The organism is Enterobacter sp. SA187 (assembly GCF_001888805.2).
GTDB lineage: Bacteria > Pseudomonadota > Gammaproteobacteria > Enterobacterales > Enterobacteriaceae > Enterobacter_D.
Genome location: NZ_CP019113.1, coordinates 3439885 through 3456207, shown reverse-complemented (window position 1 = coordinate 3456207; position 16323 = coordinate 3439885). Strand labels below are relative to the sequence as shown.

14 protein-coding genes and 1 other annotated feature are annotated in these 16323 nt (G+C 57.1%); of the genes, 5 read left to right on the top strand and 9 right to left on the bottom strand.

Annotation, left to right across the window (positions count from 1 at the left end; translation table 11 throughout):
• Positions 1-3: 3 nt before the first annotated feature.
• The 5 genes from trpA to BMF08_RS16510 are packed head-to-tail and all read right to left on the bottom strand — an operon-like array spanning position 4 to position 6539.
• A complete protein-coding gene (gene trpA, locus BMF08_RS16530; protein ID WP_072568631.1) occupies positions 4-813 on the bottom strand; it encodes a tryptophan synthase subunit alpha in 810 nt (269 codons plus the stop codon).
• Positions 813-2006, bottom strand: coding sequence for a tryptophan synthase subunit beta (gene trpB, locus BMF08_RS16525; protein WP_072568630.1), 1194 nt, complete (start codon positions 2004-2006; stop codon positions 813-815). The genes trpA and trpB overlap by 1 nt, the downstream gene beginning before the upstream one ends.
• A gap of 10 nt (positions 2007-2016) precedes the next feature.
• On the bottom strand, positions 2017-3378 hold the full coding sequence (gene trpCF / locus BMF08_RS16520; protein ID WP_072569458.1) for a bifunctional indole-3-glycerol-phosphate synthase TrpC/phosphoribosylanthranilate isomerase TrpF: 1362 nt from the start codon (positions 3376-3378) through the stop codon (positions 2017-2019).
• Between the two features lie 3 nt (positions 3379-3381).
• Complete coding sequence (gene trpD, locus BMF08_RS16515) at positions 3382-4977, bottom strand: bifunctional anthranilate synthase glutamate amidotransferase component TrpG/anthranilate phosphoribosyltransferase TrpD (protein WP_072568629.1); 1596 nt, start codon at positions 4975-4977, stop codon at positions 3382-3384.
• Complete coding sequence (locus tag BMF08_RS16510; protein WP_072568628.1) at positions 4977-6539, bottom strand: anthranilate synthase component 1; 1563 nt, start codon at positions 6537-6539, stop codon at positions 4977-4979. The genes trpD and BMF08_RS16510 overlap by 1 nt, the downstream gene beginning before the upstream one ends.
• 22 nt (positions 6540-6561) lie before the next feature.
• Positions 6562-6657: a sequence feature (Trp leader region), on the bottom strand.
• A gap of 159 nt (positions 6658-6816) precedes the next feature.
• Between BMF08_RS16510 and rnm the strand changes: the two genes are divergently transcribed.
• Both rnm and BMF08_RS16500 read left to right on the top strand, forming a co-directional pair.
• Complete coding sequence (rnm, locus tag BMF08_RS16505; RefSeq protein ID WP_072568627.1) at positions 6817-7698, top strand: RNase RNM; 882 nt, start codon at positions 6817-6819, stop codon at positions 7696-7698.
• Positions 7695-8315 (top strand): L-threonylcarbamoyladenylate synthase, encoded by a 621-nt coding sequence (locus tag BMF08_RS16500; protein ID WP_072568626.1) that lies wholly within the window; start codon positions 7695-7697, stop codon positions 8313-8315. The genes rnm and BMF08_RS16500 overlap by 4 nt, the downstream gene beginning before the upstream one ends.
• A 32-nt stretch (positions 8316-8347) precedes the next feature.
• Here BMF08_RS16500 and BMF08_RS16495 read toward each other — a convergent pair whose 3' ends face one another.
• A complete protein-coding gene (locus BMF08_RS16495; RefSeq protein ID WP_072568625.1) occupies positions 8348-9103 on the bottom strand; it encodes an alpha/beta fold hydrolase in 756 nt (251 codons plus the stop codon).
• Between the two features lie 207 nt (positions 9104-9310).
• On the opposite strand from BMF08_RS16495, the gene rluB reads away from it, so the two are divergent.
• Positions 9311-10207: a 23S rRNA pseudouridine(2605) synthase RluB gene (gene rluB / locus BMF08_RS16490; RefSeq protein WP_072568624.1), complete on the top strand. Its 897-nt coding sequence runs from the start codon at positions 9311-9313 to the stop codon at positions 10205-10207.
• A 93-nt stretch (positions 10208-10300) separates the two neighbouring features.
• On the opposite strand, the gene cobO is transcribed toward rluB, so the two are convergent.
• A complete protein-coding gene (gene cobO / locus BMF08_RS16485; RefSeq protein WP_072568623.1) occupies positions 10301-10891 on the bottom strand; it encodes a cob(I)yrinic acid a,c-diamide adenosyltransferase in 591 nt (196 codons plus the stop codon).
• Positions 10888-11649, bottom strand: a complete 762-nt coding sequence (locus tag BMF08_RS16480) for a YciK family oxidoreductase (RefSeq protein WP_072568622.1) — start codon at positions 11647-11649, stop codon at positions 10888-10890. Before BMF08_RS16480 ends, cobO begins: the two co-directional genes overlap by 4 nt.
• Before the next feature lie 256 nt (positions 11650-11905).
• On the opposite strand from BMF08_RS16480, the gene sohB reads away from it, so the two are divergent.
• Positions 11906-12952 carry a protease SohB gene (sohB, locus tag BMF08_RS16475; protein ID WP_072568621.1) on the top strand — a complete coding sequence of 349 codons (1047 nt, stop codon included), beginning with the start codon at positions 11906-11908 and terminating at the stop codon, positions 12950-12952.
• 40 nt (positions 12953-12992) lie between these two features.
• Here sohB and BMF08_RS16470 read toward each other — a convergent pair whose 3' ends face one another.
• Positions 12993-13244: a YciN family protein gene (locus BMF08_RS16470; protein ID WP_072568620.1), complete on the bottom strand. Its 252-nt coding sequence runs from the start codon at positions 13242-13244 to the stop codon at positions 12993-12995.
• A gap of 397 nt (positions 13245-13641) precedes the next feature.
• On the opposite strand from BMF08_RS16470, the gene topA reads away from it, so the two are divergent.
• Positions 13642-16239 (top strand): type I DNA topoisomerase, encoded by a 2598-nt coding sequence (topA, locus tag BMF08_RS16465; RefSeq protein ID WP_072568619.1) that lies wholly within the window; start codon positions 13642-13644, stop codon positions 16237-16239.
• Positions 16240-16323 lie beyond the last annotated feature (84 nt).

Here is a 16323-nt window from a genome sequence, read left to right as displayed (position 1 = left end):
AGGTTATTGCGGCAGGGTCGCGGCTTTCAGGCCCTGTACAAAAGCTTTCAGCTCCGCCAGCATCGCGGTGGAGTTATCAAGATGCTTCTCGATAATTTTGACAATGGCAGAGCCGGAGATCGCCCCGGCAGCGCCCGCGCCCAGCGCGGCAGTCACCTGAGCCGGTGCCGAAATACCAAATCCCTGCAATGCCGGTGCGGCATTATATTCCCGCAGTTTATCCACCAGGTGATTCAGCGGCAGCGCGGTGCCGTTCTCGGATCCGGTCACCCCGGCGCGTGACAGCAAATAGGTATAGCCGCGGCCATAAGAGGCGATCTGGCGCAACAGATCGTCATCGGCGTTCGGCGGGCAGATAAAAATCGGTGCCACATTGTGACGCAGCGCCGCCTGACGGAACGGGGCTGACTCCTCCACCGGCACATCCGCCACCAGCACGGAATCGACACCGGCCTTTTCACACTGGGCATAAAACTCATCAATGCCGCGGCTGAATACCAGGTTGGCGTACATCAGCAGGCCAATGGGCATATCCGGATATTTCTGGCGCACGGTGGTCAGGATTTCAAAGCACTGCGCGGGGGTGACACCTGCGGCAAAGGCGCGCAGGGTCGCGTTCTGAATGGTCGGGCCATCCGCCAGCGGATCGGAGAAGGGAATGCCCAGCTCCAGCGCATCGGCACCCGCTTCAATCAGCGTGTCGATGATTTTCAGCGACTGCTCAGGGGTGGGATCCCCCAGCGTCACGAAGGGGACAAACGCGCCTTCCTTGCGATCCTTCAGGCGTTTAAACAGGTTTTCATAGCGTTCCATTACATTTCCCCTCGCGCTTTCAGAATATCGTGAACCGTAAAGATGTCTTTATCGCCGCGGCCGGACAGGTTAACCACCAGCAGTTGCTCTTTTTCCGGGTTTTCGCGCATCATTTTCAGCGCATGGGCCAGCGCGTGTGAAGATTCCAGCGCCGGAATAATGCCTTCACTGCGGCACAGCAGTTTGAACGCGTCCAGCGCTTCGTCATCGGTGATGGACACATAATCCGCACGCCCGATGCTGTTAAGATGCGCGTGCTGCGGGCCAACGGACGGGAAATCCAGACCGGCAGAAATGGAGTAAGACTCTTCAATCTGACCATCTTCCGTCTGCATCATTGGCGACTTCATACCGAAGTAAATCCCCACGCGGCCATGCTTAAGCGGCGCGCCGTGCTCGCCGGATTCAATACCGTGTCCGGCAGGCTCAACGCCAATCAGCCCGACGCCGGTCTCTTCGATAAAGTCAGCAAACATGCCGATAGCGTTAGAACCGCCGCCGACGCAGGCGATCACCGCATCCGGCAGACGCCCTTCTTTTTCGAGGATCTGTGCTTTGGTCTCTTCGCCGATCATGCGCTGGAATTCACGCACGATAGTCGGGAAGGGGTGCGGGCCAGCCGCGGTACCCAGCATATAGTGCGCGGTATCGTAGCTGCCGGACCAGTCGCGCAGCGCCTCGTTACAGGCATCTTTCAGCGTGGCCGAGCCGCTGTAGACCGGGATCACTTCCGCGCCCATCAGGCGCATACGGAAGACGTTCGGCGACTGGCGCTCCACGTCTTTTGCGCCCATATAAATGCGGCATTTCAGACCGAGCAGCGCCGAGGCCAGCGCTGACGCCACACCATGCTGACCCGCGCCGGTTTCGGCGATGATTTCCGTTTTACCCATTTTCTTCGCCAGCAGCGCCTGACCCAGCACCTGGTTAGTTTTGTGCGCGCCGCCGTGCAGCAAATCTTCACGCTTGAGGTACAGCGTGGTTTTCGTGCCCGCCGTCAGGTTCTGGCATTTCGTCAGCGCCGTCGGACGACCGGCATAGTTTTTCAGCAGGTCAGTGAACTGCGCCTGGAATTCAGGATCTTTTTGCGCGTTTACAAAAGCTTCTTCAAGCTGACGCAGGGCGGGCATCAGGATCTGCGGCACGTACATACCGCCAAACTCGCCGAAATAGGGATTCAGTAATGTTGTCATGCTTGCTTCCTTAATATGCTCTGAGCGTGCGGAAAACCGAGGCCAGTTTATCGGCATCTTTAATACCCGGTTCACGCTCTACGCCTGAATTAAAATCGAGACCGGCACAACCGGCCCTGGCGGCTTCCACGCAGTTATCGGCGCCAAGGCCACCTGCGAGCAGTACATTGCCGAGGCGTTGGCCTGCCAGCAGCGACCAGTCAAATCGCTCCCCGCTGCCGCCCTGACCGTTATCGAAAAGGTATTTGTCCACGTGCTGATAATCCCGCGCGGGCAGGCTGCGGGTGACGCTGAGCGCTTTCCAGATCTGCACATCAGCCGGCAGCGCGGCGCGTAATGCATTCACATACTGCTGGTCTTCCGTACCATGTAATTGCACGGCGGCAAGCCCCAGCCGTTGCGCGCGTGCAACCACATCCTCCACCGGCGCATTGCGGAACACGCCGACGTAACGCAGACCCGGCACGGCATTGATCACCGCCTGCGCCTGTTCATCGCTGACTGCGCGTGGCGAGGTATCGACAAAAATCAGCCCGCCGTACAGCGCGCCCGCCTCAAAAGCCGCCTGCGCGTCTTCTGACCGGGTGAGGCCGCAGACTTTGTTTTCGCCGAGCAGCACGCGCAGCACGGCGGCATTCAGATCGGGATATTCCATCAGCGCCGAGCCAATCAGGAATCCGTTGGCGAAATGACTCAGCTCACGCACCTGCGCATAGGTATTAATGCCTGACTCGCTGATCACCGTGACGCCTGCGCCCAGGCGTGGCGCCAGCTGGCGGGTACGGTTCAGATCGATAGAAAGATCGCGCAGGTCACGGTTATTAATGCCGACCACTTTCGCCTCAAGGGCAATGGCGCGCTCCAGCTCTTCTTCATTACTGACTTCCGTCAGCACGCCCATCTCCAGGCTATGTGCGACGGCGGCAAGCTGGCGGTACTGCTCGTCATCCAGCACGGACAGCATCAGCAGGCAGGCATCCGCCTGGTAGAAACGCGCCAGGTAAATCTGGTAAGGATCGATAATGAAATCCTTACAGAGGATCGGCTGCGGCGCGATGGCGCTGACCACCGGCAGAAAATCGAAGCTGCCGTGGAAATATTTTTCATCCGTCAGCACCGAAATAGCCGACGCATGGTGTTTGTAGATCTCGGCGATCTGCGCCGGATCAAAGTCTTCACGGATCACGCCTTTAGACGGCGATGCTTTCTTGCACTCCAGAATAAAGGCCGTGCGCGCGCCCTGTAAGGCAGAATAGAAGCGACGCGTACTCGGCACCACCTGATTCTGAAAACTGGTAAGCGGCTGTTGCGCTTTGCGGGCCTCAACCCAAATCGCCTTATCTGCGACGATTTTCGCTAAAACGGTTTCCATCATTTACCCTCTTGCCGCAAGTGCGGTGACTTTGTCATACGCCGCGCCGCTGTGCAGCACATCCAGAACTTTTTGCGCATTGGCCTGTAAATCTTCTTCACCGTGCAAACGCATCAGCATGGCGACGTTAGCGGCCACGGCAGCTTCATGCGCAGCCTCGCCTTTACCTTGTAATAAGCGCGTCAGAATGTCACGGTTTTCTTCCGGCGTGCCGCCTGCCAGCTGCTCCTGATGGTAAGGCGTCAGGCCAAAATCGGCGGCGGTCAGCTGATAGCTTTTGATTTCTCCTTCATGCAGTTCGGCTACCACCGTCGGCGCATGCAGCGACACTTCATCCATGCCGCCGCTGTGTACCACGGCCGCACGCTGATAGCCCAGCACGCGCAGCGTTTCGGCAATCGGCAGCACCAGCTCCGGGCTGTAGACGCCGATCAGCGCCAGCGGCGGATGCGCCGGATTGATCAGCGGCCCCAGCACGTTAAACAGCGTGCGGGTTTTCAGCTGCTGACGCACCGGCATGGCGTGACGAAAACCGGTGTGATATTTCGGCGCGAACAGGAAACAGACGCCCAGCTCGTCCAGCGCGGTGCGGGATTTTTCCGCCTGCATATCCAGATTAATGCCGAAGGCCGCCAGCAGATCGGAAGAGCCCGATTTACTGGAAACGCTGCGGTTGCCGTGCTTGGCGACTTTCAGCCCACAGGCCGCCGCCACAAAAGCGCTGGCGGTGGAAATATTGATGCTGTTGCTGCCGTCGCCGCCGGTGCCGACAATATCTGCAAAGGCATAATCCGGGCGCGGGAAGGGCGCGGCGTTTTCCAGCAGGGCGGTGGCGGCCCCGGCGATCTCATTCGGGTGTTCGCCGCGGATCTTCATGCTGACCAGCGCCGCCGCCAGTTGCTCTGGCTTCAGCTCGCCGCGCACCACCGCGGAAAACAGCTGGTGGCTCTCCTGCTGGCTCAGGGTCTGCGCCTGGTAAAGTTTTTCGAGGATCGGTTGCAGGGTATTGGTCTGCTCCAGTTTTTGCATCGCCCATGCCAGAGTCTGCTCCAGCAGACGCGCGCCCTGGGTGGTGAGGATCGATTCCGGATGGAACTGGAAGCCGCAGACGCGATCCGCATCGTGGCGCACTGCCATCACCATGCCGTTGAAATGGGCGTTGATGGTCAGACCCGCCGGAATATTACTGCCCACCAGCGAATGGTAACGGGCTACCGGCAGCGGATTGCTCAGCCCGGCGAACATCGCCTGGCTGTCATGTTCAATGCTCGACGCTTTGCCGTGCAGGATCTCACCTGCCTGGCCCACGTAGCCGCCGTAGGCTTCGACAATCGCCTGATGACCCAGACAGATGCCGATGATCGGCAGTTTGCCGCGCAGACGGGTGAGCAACTCCGGCATACAGCCCGCTTCCGACGGCGCGCCCGGCCCTGGCGAGAGCATCAGCACCGGGTTGTCCATGGTGGTCAGACGGTCAATCAGCGTCTGCGCCGGGACATGATTACGGTAAATCACCACATTGTGCCCGCTGGCGCGCAGCTGATCGGCGAGGTTGTAAGTAAACGAGTCGATATTATCGAGCAGCAGAATATCAGCCATCAGAACGTCTCCTGTGCGTGGTGTGCAGTGGCAATGGCGCGCAGGACGGCGCGGGCTTTATTACGGGTTTCATCGGCTTCGGACTGCGGCACAGAATCCAGCACCACGCCTGCGCCCGCCTGAACGGTGGCGACGCCGTTTTCCACGTAGGCGGAACGAATGACGATGCAGGTGTCGAGATCGCCGTGGGCAGTAAAATAACCCACCGCGCCGCCGTAGCTGCCGCGGCGGGTACCTTCGGCACCGGCGATGAGCTGCATGGCGCGAACTTTTGGCGCCCCGCTCAGGGTACCCATGTTCATACAGGCGCGATAAGCGTGCAGCGCATCCAGATCGTGGCGCAGTTCACCCACCACGCGGGAAACCAGGTGCATCACAAAGGAGTAGCGATCGACTTTGGTCAGATCCGCCACATAACGGCTGCCCGGCGTACAGATGCGGGCCAGATCGTTACGCGCTAAATCCACCAGCATCAGGTGCTCTGACAGCTCTTTATGATCGGTACGCATCTCCAGCTCAATACGGCTGTCCAGATCGCGATCCAGCGAGCCATCGGCACGACGCCCGCGCGGGCGCGTCCCGGCAATGGGGTAGATTTCAATCTGGCGGGTGTTTGCGTCATATTTCAGCGAGCTCTCGGGCGACGCGCCGAACAGGGTGAAATCGGCATCCTGCATAAAGAACATGTACGGGCTGGGATTGCTTTTCTTCAGCACATCATAGGCCGCCAGCGGCGACGGGCAGGGCAGGGAGAAGCGGCGGGACGGCACCACCTGGAAAATTTCCCCGGCGCGGATCGCTTTCTGCATTTCGCGCACTACCGCGCCGTACTCCTCGTCGCTCTGATTACAGTCGCAGCGCATGGAGGCGATGGATTCCACCGGCAGCGCAACGGGCAGGTCGTGCAACTGCTGGCGCAGCGTTGCCATTCGTTGCGTCAGGCGATCGCGCTCGGCGGCCTGCGGCGTAAAGAGGCTTGCCTGGATACGGGTATGCTGCTTCTGGTGATCGATCACCAGCAGCGTTTCCGCCAGGTAAAAACAGTAATCCGGGCAGTTATTATCCTGCGCCAGGGCCGGTAATTCTTCAAAACCTGCCACCAGGTCATAGGCGAACAGACCGCCAAAGAACATCGCTTCACGCTCATCGGCAGGCAGTGTGACCAGCGTTTGCAGCAGGCGGAAGGCGTCAAACACCGACAACGAACACAGGCGGGCGTCTTCATCCAGCAACGCGCTAACCGGCGGGAAGCGCAATACACGACTGTTATCCGTTTTTATATTTTCCACGCCTGAGGGCAGCGCCGCGTCCAGCAGCGGCAGCAGGGACGCGCCGTTGGCGGTAAAGGCATTGATGGTGACAGTGTCACCCAGCGCGGTAATGCGCAGCGCGGCATCCACCAGCAGCAGGCTTTTTAAATCATTTTTGCTGTCGATGTCTGCGGATTCGAGCAGCAGCGTCGCCGGCCGCGCGCCGCAGATCTGGTGAAACAGCGCCGTTGGATTTTCACGGTACACCGCATCATCAGTAAGAAGTTCGAGTGCTGGTTTTTGCGTTTGCATAATCGTTCTCGTTATTTTGTTCATAAAAAAGCCCGCTCACGAGGCGGGCCGGGGTATCTGTTTGCGTGACGCAGACGTGACCTCACTGCCCGTAATCAGGAGTGCGCCACCAGCGGTTACGTGTTGAGAATGCAGTCATTTTCAGATACCTCGTCGTGTGAACTTGCGTACTAGTTAACTGGTTCGGGGAAATAAAGTCAACCCCTGATTTCGCAAAAATCATCGGCAACCGTTATGATGGCGCGGTCACCTTCTTTATATCCCCATGGGAGCCGCTTTGAGCGACACGAATTACGCAGTGATTTACGATCTTCATTCCCACACTCTCGCTTCAGACGGTTTGCTTTCACCCGAAAAACTGGTGCACCGCGCGGTTGAGATGCGCGTCGGTACGCTGGCGATCACCGATCATGACACCACCGACGGCATCGCCGCCGCGCAGGCCGAAATCGAACGCGCGGGCCTGGCATTAACGCTCATCCCCGGCGTGGAAATCTCAACCCTCTGGGAAAACCATGAGATCCATATCGTCGGCCTCAATATTGATAGCACTCATCCGGCGGTGTGTGAACTGCTGGACGAACAAAAGGCGCGACGCCAGCAGCGGGCGCAGCTTATCGCCGAACGGCTTGAAAAAGCGCATATTCCCGGCGCGCTGGAAGGGGCGCAGGCCCTGGCGCAGGGCGGTGCCGTGACCCGTGGGCATTTCGCGCGTTTTCTGGTCGCCAGCGGCAAAGCCAATAACGTGGCGGATGTATTTAAAAAATACCTCGCGCGGGGGAAAACCGGCTACGTTCCGCCACAGTGGTGTACAATAAAACAAGCTATTGATGTCATTCATCATTCTGGCGGCAAAGCGGTTATCGCCCATCCGGGGCGGTATGATTTGAGCGCTAAATGGCTGAAAAGACTGCTGGCGCACTTCGCCGAACAGGGCGGCGACGCCATGGAAGTATCGCAATGTCAGCAGGCGCCTAACGAGCGCACCCAGCTTGCAGCTTATGCGCAACAGTTTGGTTTACTGGCTTCGCAGGGCTCGGATTTCCATCAGCCCTGCCCGTGGATCGAACTGGGTCGTAAGCTCTGGTTACCCGCAGGCGTGGAAGGGGTGTGGACATCGTGGGAGCAGCCACAGAACACCAATGAGAGGGCAGTATGAGTCAGTTTTTCTATATTCACCCGGACAACCCGCAGGCGCGGCTGATTAATCAGGCCGTGGAAATTGTGCGCAAAGGCGGGGTGATTGTTTATCCAACCGATTCCGGCTATGCGCTGGGGTGCAAACTGGAAGACAAGGGCGCCATGGAGCGCATTTGCCGCATCCGCCAGCTGCCGGACGGCCACAACTTTACCCTGATGTGCCGCGATCTGTCGGAGTTGTCCACCTACGCTTATGTGGATAACGTGGCGTTCCGTCTGATCAAAAACAACACGCCCGGCAACTACACTTTTATTCTGAAAGGCACGAAAGAAGTGCCGCGCCGGCTGTTGCAGGAAAAACGTAAAACCATCGGCCTGCGTGTGCCATCCAACCCCATCGCCCTGGCGCTGCTGGAAACGCTCAATGAGCCAATGCTTTCCACCTCGCTGATGCTGCCGGGCAGCGATTTTACCGAATCCGATCCGGAAGAGATCAAAGATCGCCTGGAAAAACATGTCGATCTGGTCATCCACGGCGGTTACCTTGGCCAGCAGCCAACAACGGTTATCGATTTAACCGATGATTCGCCGGTGATCCTGCGCGAAGGCGTCGGGGACGTTAAACCTTTCTTATAAGTGATGCGCCGGGCCACAACAGGTGGCCCGGCTTATAGCGTACAGAACTCGCTTAATGCCTGCGCCAGTCCTGTCGGGTTTTCCCATGACATAGAGTGGCCTGCGGCATTAATGATCCGGCACGCTATTCCTTGTGACTTAACCGCTTCAAAATCCTGATCCGGCAAAGACCATTCCCCGAACAGTAACTGTTTACGAACCGGCAGGGCGGTAAAGAGGGAAAACCATTCAGGTTCGATACCTTCAACCAGTGATGTTGCTCCGCGCCAGACGGCGAGCGGCAGAGTGCTCTGCAAAGAACCTTTCCATGGACTCTCTTCGTTATCAATTAAGCCCTGGTAACCTCCGGCTATAAATTCATCTTGTGAGATTGCCGCAATCCCGCGGCTGAATTGGCCGCCACCTTTATAAAAGTTTGGCTCCGATACAATTAGTCCCAGAAGTGATGCCTGCATTGCGGTGGCCACTTCAATGGCAATGCTACCGCCCATGCTGTGCCCGTATAACCAGAACTGCGTCAGGCCAATGTCCGTCAGCAATTCAGTTACCGCCTGAGCCTGATCGGTGGTGGAGTAACTGTAATACGCTGGTTTATCACTGTAGCCACTGCCCGGTAAATCAATCAGGATCACCCGACGTGGTGAGAAAGCCGGGTCCATGACGACACGCGGATATTCAAAGGACGAGGCGCATCCCAGCCCGTGAATAAAGACCAGCGGTTCGCCAGGCCCCGGCAGATCGTGATAGCGGATCTGACAGCCAGCCACAGAAGAGGTAAAGCTTTTCATTATGCCTTCCTTATATACTCCAGAAATGCGGTTCGCGAGCAGCATTGCAGCATTCGTGCATAAATTCGTGTAATATGTGCGGCCACATGAAATTGGGCGCGTTCTTTGACGCCAGCGATTTTACATAGCAGCGAGGGTGAAATTCATAACTCGTTGTTTTTGAAAGTATACCAGACGCCTGTGAAGGCGACACCTGAAGGATGCTCCATGAGCGAAAAACTACAGAAAGTGCTGGCGCGTGCCGGCCACGGCTCACGCCGTGAAATTGAAACCATTATCGAAGCGGGTCGCGTCAGCGTAGACGGCAAAATTGCTAAGCTGGGCGATCGCGTTGAGGTTCAGCCGGGCCTGAAAATCCGTATCGACGGACATCTGATCTCCGTAAAAGAATCCGTTGAACAAATCTGCCGCGTGCTGGCCTATTACAAACCCGAAGGTGAGCTGTGTACGCGCAACGATCCGGAAGGGCGTCCGACCGTATTTGACCGTCTGCCGAAACTGCGCGGCGCGCGCTGGATCGCCGTAGGGCGTCTTGATGTTAATACCTGCGGCCTGCTGCTGTTTACCACCGATGGTGAACTGGCGAACCGTCTGATGCACCCGAGCCGTGAAGTGGAACGTGAATACGCTGTGCGCGTTTTCGGTCAGGTCGACGATAACAAGCTGCGTGAACTGGCCCGTGGTGTTCAGCTGGAAGACGGCCCGGCCGCCTTTAAAACCATCAAGTTCAGCGGCGGCGAAGGCATCAACCAGTGGTACAACGTCACCTTAACCGAAGGGCGCAATCGTGAAGTGCGTCGTTTGTGGGAAGCCGTTGGCGTGCAGGTCAGCCGCCTGATCCGCGTTCGCTACGGCGATATTCCGCTGCCGAAAGGCCTGCCGCGTGGGGGTTATACCGAACTGGATCTGGCGCAGACCAACTACCTGCGTGAGCTGGTGGAGCTGAAACCGGAAACCGAATCAAAAGTGGCCGTCGAGAAAGATCGCCGCCGGGTGAAAGCGAATCAGATCCGCCGTGCGGTAAAACGTCACAGCCAGACCTCAAACCCGCGTCCGGCATCAACCGGTCGCCGCTCAAGCACTCGTAACAAAACAAACGGTTAATCTGTACACAAGCCCGGCGGCGCTTCGCTTGCGCGGGTTTTCAGGACTGTGACTGGCAGGCCAGGTGAGCGTAGCGCCACCTGGCAAAATCACTCAATAATCTATTCCCATCTGCGCTTTTACGCCCGCATCAAAAGCATGTTTAACCGGACGCAGCTCGCTGACGGTATCCGCCAGTTCCAGAATGTCACGATGACAACCGCGCCCGGTAATAATCACCGTCTGCTGCGGGGGACGATTTTGCAGGGCGCTGATAACCTCTTCCAGCGGTAAATAGTCATAGGCCACCATGTAGGTCAGCTCGTCCAGGATCACCAGATCCAGAGAGGCATCCGCCAGCATCCGGCGGCCATGCTCCCAGACGGCGGTACAGGCGGCGGTGTCCGATTCACGATTTTGCGTGTCCCAGGTAAAGCCGGTGGCCATCACCTGAAATTCCACACCGTGCGGCTCAAGCAGATTGCGCTCGCCGTTAGGCCAGGTACCTTTGATAAACTGGATCACTCCCACTTTTTTGCCGTGTCCGACAGCGCGTGTCGCGGTGCCGAAGGCCGCGGTGGTTTTGCCTTTGCCGTTGCCGGTAAAGACGATGATAATGCCGCGTTCATCCTGGGCGGCGGCAACGCGCGCATCGACTTTCTCTTTCACGCGCTGCTGACGCTGCTGATAACGATCTTCACTCATTGCGATATTCCCGGTTTACGTCCTGGCTGAGCATCAAAGCTCAGGCCGGTTTTGCGACGGCTGTCATCGCCCATTAACCATAAATAGAGCGGCATAATATCCGCCGGCGTTTTCAGTTTTTGCGGATCTTCCGTCGGGAAGGCGCTGGCGCGCATACCGGTGCGGGTTCCGCCCGGATTAATGCAGTTTACCCGCAGATGACGGCTTTGATACTCCTCTGCCAGCACCTGCATCATGCCTTCGGTGGCAAACTTGGAGGCGGCATAAGCGCCCCAGTTGGCGCGACCCTGACGTCCAACGCTTGAGGAGGTAAATACCAGCGAACCGGCTTCTGATTTCAGTAATAAAGGAAGCAATGCCTGGGTGAGGAAAAAGGTGGCATTGACGTTGACCTGCATCACCCGTTGCCAGACCTGCGGATTTTGCTGATCCATCGGACAGATATCGCCAAGCAGACCGGCGTTATGTAATACACCATCCAGCCGCGAATAATGCGCGGCAAGCGTCTGCGCGAGCTGTTCACAGTCGGCAGGGGTGCAGGTTTCCATATCCAGCGTAAACCAGCGCGGCATCTGCCCGCATTCATCCGCAACGGCCTGCGCAACCCGGCGCAACTTTTCGTCGTTACGCCCCAGCAGGATCACCTGGGCACCGTGGCGGGCATAGGTACGCGCGGTTTCTTCGCCAATACCTGCGCTGGCGCCGGTGACCAGAATGATGCGGTTTTGCAGTAGATCTCGTTGTGGCTGGTAATACACATTCTCTCCTCAGGCGTCGCGATCGTGGCGCGCCAGGCTGACTTCGACTTGACTTGCTGGTTTTATGCCTTAATCCGGCCCGTATTTCAATCAGCCAAAGGCAGACAATCCTGCTGGTTAACACTTTGCAACCTTTTCATGGAGTCTAAAAAAATCAGGAAGATGCCTCGTAACATTGTGCGGTGGCAGAAGACGAGCCGGAACCTGTCATGTACACTGAATGCGAACGTAATGCGGTTTAACCAAGGTGGTACGCGTGGAATTACTGTCTGAATATGGGTTGTTTTTGGCAAAGATTGCCACCGTTGTGCTGGCGATTGTTGTCGTGGCGGTACTGATTGTAAATCTTGCCCAGCGCAAGCGTCAGCGGGGTGAATTACGTGTCACCAGGCTGAGCGAACAATATAAGGAGATGCAGGAGGAGGTCTCCGTCGCGCTGCTGGACGATCACCAGCAAAAGCTGTGGCATAAAGCGCAGAAGAAAAAAGCGAAGCAGGACGCGAAAGCGGCGAAGGCCAGCGCGAAGCAGGGCACCCCGGTTACGGCCACGAAGCCACGGGTTTTTGTGCTGGATTTCAAAGGCAGTATGGATGCCCATGAGGTGAACTCCCTGCGCGAAGAGATCACCGCGGTGATCACCATCGCAGGGCCGGAAGACCAGGTGGTGCTGCGTCTGGAAAGTCCCGGCGGCGTGGTGCATGGCTACGGGCTGGCGTCTTCCCAGCTCCAGCGCCTGCGCGACAAAAACATCCCCTTAACGGTGGCGGTGGATAAAGTGGCGGCCAGCGGCGGCTATATGATGGCCTGCGTGGCCGATAAGATCGTGGCTGCGCCTTTCGCCATCGTCGGCTCTATCGGCGTGGTGGCGCAAATCCCGAACTTTAACCGCTTCCTGAAAAGCAAAGACATCGACATCGAGCTGCACACCGCCGGGCAGTACAAGCGTACGTTGACGCTGCTGGGTGAAAACACCGAAGAAGGGCGGCAGAAGTTCCGTGAGAGCCTGAATGAGACGCACGATCTGTTTAAAGAGTATGTGAAGCAGATGCGTCCGTCGCTGGACATCGACCAGGTCGCCACTGGCGAGCACTGGTATGGCGTACAGGCGCTGGAAAAAGGACTGGTGGATGAAGTGGGCACCAGCGACGATCTGCTGCTGGGGCTGATTAAAGAGCGCGAGGTGATCGGCATCCGTTACGCCCAGCGTAAAAAGCTGATGGACCGCTTTACCGGCAGTGCGGCGGAAGCCGCTGACCGCCTGCTGCTGCGCTGGTGGCAGCGCGGTGAAAAACCGTTGCTGTAAAACAAAAAGCGAGGTGAATCACCTCGCTTTTTTATTGCCGTCAGTCCGCAAGGGTATACTTTTCGGACAGCACATGGGCCAGGTGTTTGAACATATTAAACACCGCCGTACTTTTCGACGTCGGCAGGCCTTGCTCATCAAGGAAATAGTCGCCGCTGAACACCAGCACGCCGTTGCGTTCAGTGACATCCGTCGCTTCGATGCCCTGAATAAAATCGTCATGCTCGCGGATGATTCGGTTAGCTTCAGCTAATAGTGACTGGCGATCGATAGGTTGAATGTTCTCGTGCATAGTCTGCTCCTCTGACAAGGCATTTATTCTACGTCTGCCGGTGGGCCAGGCGCAAATTTTCCCTGTTTTTAAAATGGTTTTCACACCGGGGACTGGCTGGCGTGATTTGCTTTTGCATGCTAATAAAGTTGCGTAACGAATTTTATCAGGTAGAGTGTGCGCTTTCGTCAATCTGGCAACAGAATTGCTTGACATTCGACCTTAAGTCCGTCGTGCTACAGCACTGATGCGCGAAAACACCTGTGAACTCAGTCACCTGGGCACCACACTTCACGCGCCCGGTTTTAAAGAGGGGTTGATAACCACGGATATCGCCGCCACATCATCGGATGTCGCGGTGGAGAGTGAATCAACGTGCGACGTATTCCTGGAAGAATCAAATTAGGTAAAGGTGAATATGGGTAAAGCACTCGTCATCGTTGAGTCCCCGGCAAAAGCCAAAACGATCAATAAGTATCTGGGTAATGACTACGTGGTGAAATCCAGCGTCGGTCATATCCGCGATCTGCCGACCAGTGGCTCAGCACCCAAAAAGAGCGCCGACTCCGCCACCACCAAAACGGCCAAAAAGCCTAAAAAGGATGAACGTGGCGCGCTGGTCAACCGCATGGGCGTTGACCCATGGAACGAATGGGATGCACGCTATGAAGTGCTTCCGGGCAAAGAAAAAGTCGTTGCCGAACTGAAAGCCATCGCTGAAAAAGCGGACCATATCTATCTCGCAACCGACCTTGACCGCGAAGGGGAAGCCATTGCCTGGCACCTGCGGGAAGTGATCGGGGGCGATGACTCGCGCTACAGCCGCGTGGTGTTTAACGAAATCACCAAAAACGCTATCCAGCAGGCGTTTGAAAAGCCGGGTGAACTGAATATCGACCGTGTAAATGCTCAACAGGCGCGCCGCTTTGTGGATCGCGTGGTGGGTTACATGGTGTCGCCGCTGCTGTGGAAAAAGATCGCCCGCGGCCTGTCTGCCGGACGCGTTCAGTCCGTGGCGGTGCGTCTGGTGGTCGAGCGTGAGCGCGAAATCAAAGCCTTTGTCCCGGAAGAGTTCTGGGAAATCGACGCCAGCGTTACCACGCCTTCCGGCGATGCGCTGCCGTTGCAGGTGACGCATCAGCAGGACAAGCCTTTCCGTCCGGTTAATCGCGAGCAGACTATGGCGGCGGTAAGCCTGCTGGAAAAAGCGCGCTACACCGTTACGGATCGGGAAGATAAGCCCACCAGCAGCAAGCCTGGCGCGCCTTTTATTACCTCCACGCTTCAGCAGGCGGCCAGTACGCGCCTTGGCTTTGGCGTGAAGAAAACCATGATGATGGCGCAGCGTCTGTACGAAGCGGGCCACATTACCTATATGCGTACCGACTCCACCAACCTGAGTCAGGACGCCGTCAGCATGGTGCGTGGCTATATCAGCGATAATTTCGGTAAAAAATATCTGCCGGAAAGCGCCAATCAGTACGCCAGCAAAGAAAACTCCCAGGAAGCGCACGAAGCCATCCGTCCTTCCGACGTGGCGGTGCTGGCAGAGTCCCTGAAGGATATGGAAGCGGACGCGCAGAAGCTGTATCAGCTGATCTGGCGTCAGTTTGTCGCCTGTCAGATGACGCCAGCGCAGTACGATTCCACCACCCTGACCGTGGAAGCGGGCGAGTTCCGCCTGAAGGCGCGTGGCCGTACGCTGCGTTTCGATGGCTGGACGAAGGTGATGCCGCAGCTGCGTAAGGGCGATGAAGATCGCACGCTGCCGGCGGTGAACAAAGGCGATGTGGTATCCCTTGTGGAACTGCTCCCGGCGCAGCACTTTACCAAGCCGCCTGCGCGTTTCAGCGAAGCATCCCTGGTGAAAGAGCTGGAAAAACGCGGTATCGGTCGTCCGTCGACCTATGCTTCTATCATCTCGACCATTCAGGATCGCGGCTACGTGCGTGTAGAAAACCGCCGCTTCTATGCCGAGAAAATGGGCGAAATCGTCACTGACCGTCTGGAAGAGAATTTCCGCGAGCTGATGAACTACGATTTCACCGCGCAAATGGAAAACAGCCTTGACCAGGTTGCCAACCATGAAGCGGAATGGAAAGGCGTGCTGGACAACTTCTTTACCGACTTCACCGGCCAGCTTGAAAAAGCGGAAAAGGATCCGGAAGAAGGCGGCATGCGTCCGAATCAGATGGTGCTGACCAGTATCGACTGTCCGACCTGCGGTCGCAAAATGGGTATCCGTACCGCCAGCACCGGCGTGTTCCTCGGCTGTTCCGGCTATGCGCTGCCGCCGAAAGAACGCTGCAAAACCACCATTAACCTGGTGCCGGAAAACGAAGTCCTTAACGTGCTGGAAGGCGACGACGCCGAAACCAACGCCCTGCGTGCTAAGCGTCGTTGCGTGAAATGCGGCACCGCTATGGACAGCTATCTGATCGATCCCAAGCGTAAGCTGCACGTCTGTGGTAACAACCCGACCTGCGACGGCTATGAAATCGAAGAGGGCGAATTCCGCATCAAAGGCTATGACGGCCCGATCGTGGAGTGTGAGAAGTGTGGTTCTGAAATGCACCTGAAAATGGGGCGTTTCGGCAAGTACATGGCCTGCACCAACGACGAATGCAAAAACACGCGTAAGATCCTGCGTAACGGCGAAGTCGCGCCACCGAAAGAAGATCCGGTGCCGCTGCCTGAGCTGCCATGTGAAAAATCAGACGCCTATTTTGTACTGCGCGACGGTGCGGCAGGGGTATTCCTGGCGGCGAACACCTTCCCGAAATCCCGTGAAACCCGCGCACCGCTGGTGGAAGAGCTGCATCGCTTCCGCGATTGTCTGCCGGAAAAACTGCGTTATCTGGCCGATGCGCCTGTCGCGGATCCAGAAGGCAACAAAACTGTCGTTCGCTTTAGCCGTAAGACTAAGCAGCAGTATGTTTCCGCCGAGAAAGAGGGTAAAGCGACCGGCTGGTCTGCTTTCTTCATCGACGGGAAATGGGTGGAAGGTAAGAAGTAATTTAGCCTGTCTGCTCCCTGCAAGGGCCGGATATCCGGCCCTTTTTTGTTGCTTATAATTTTGCGTTCCTGTCTATACAGACCG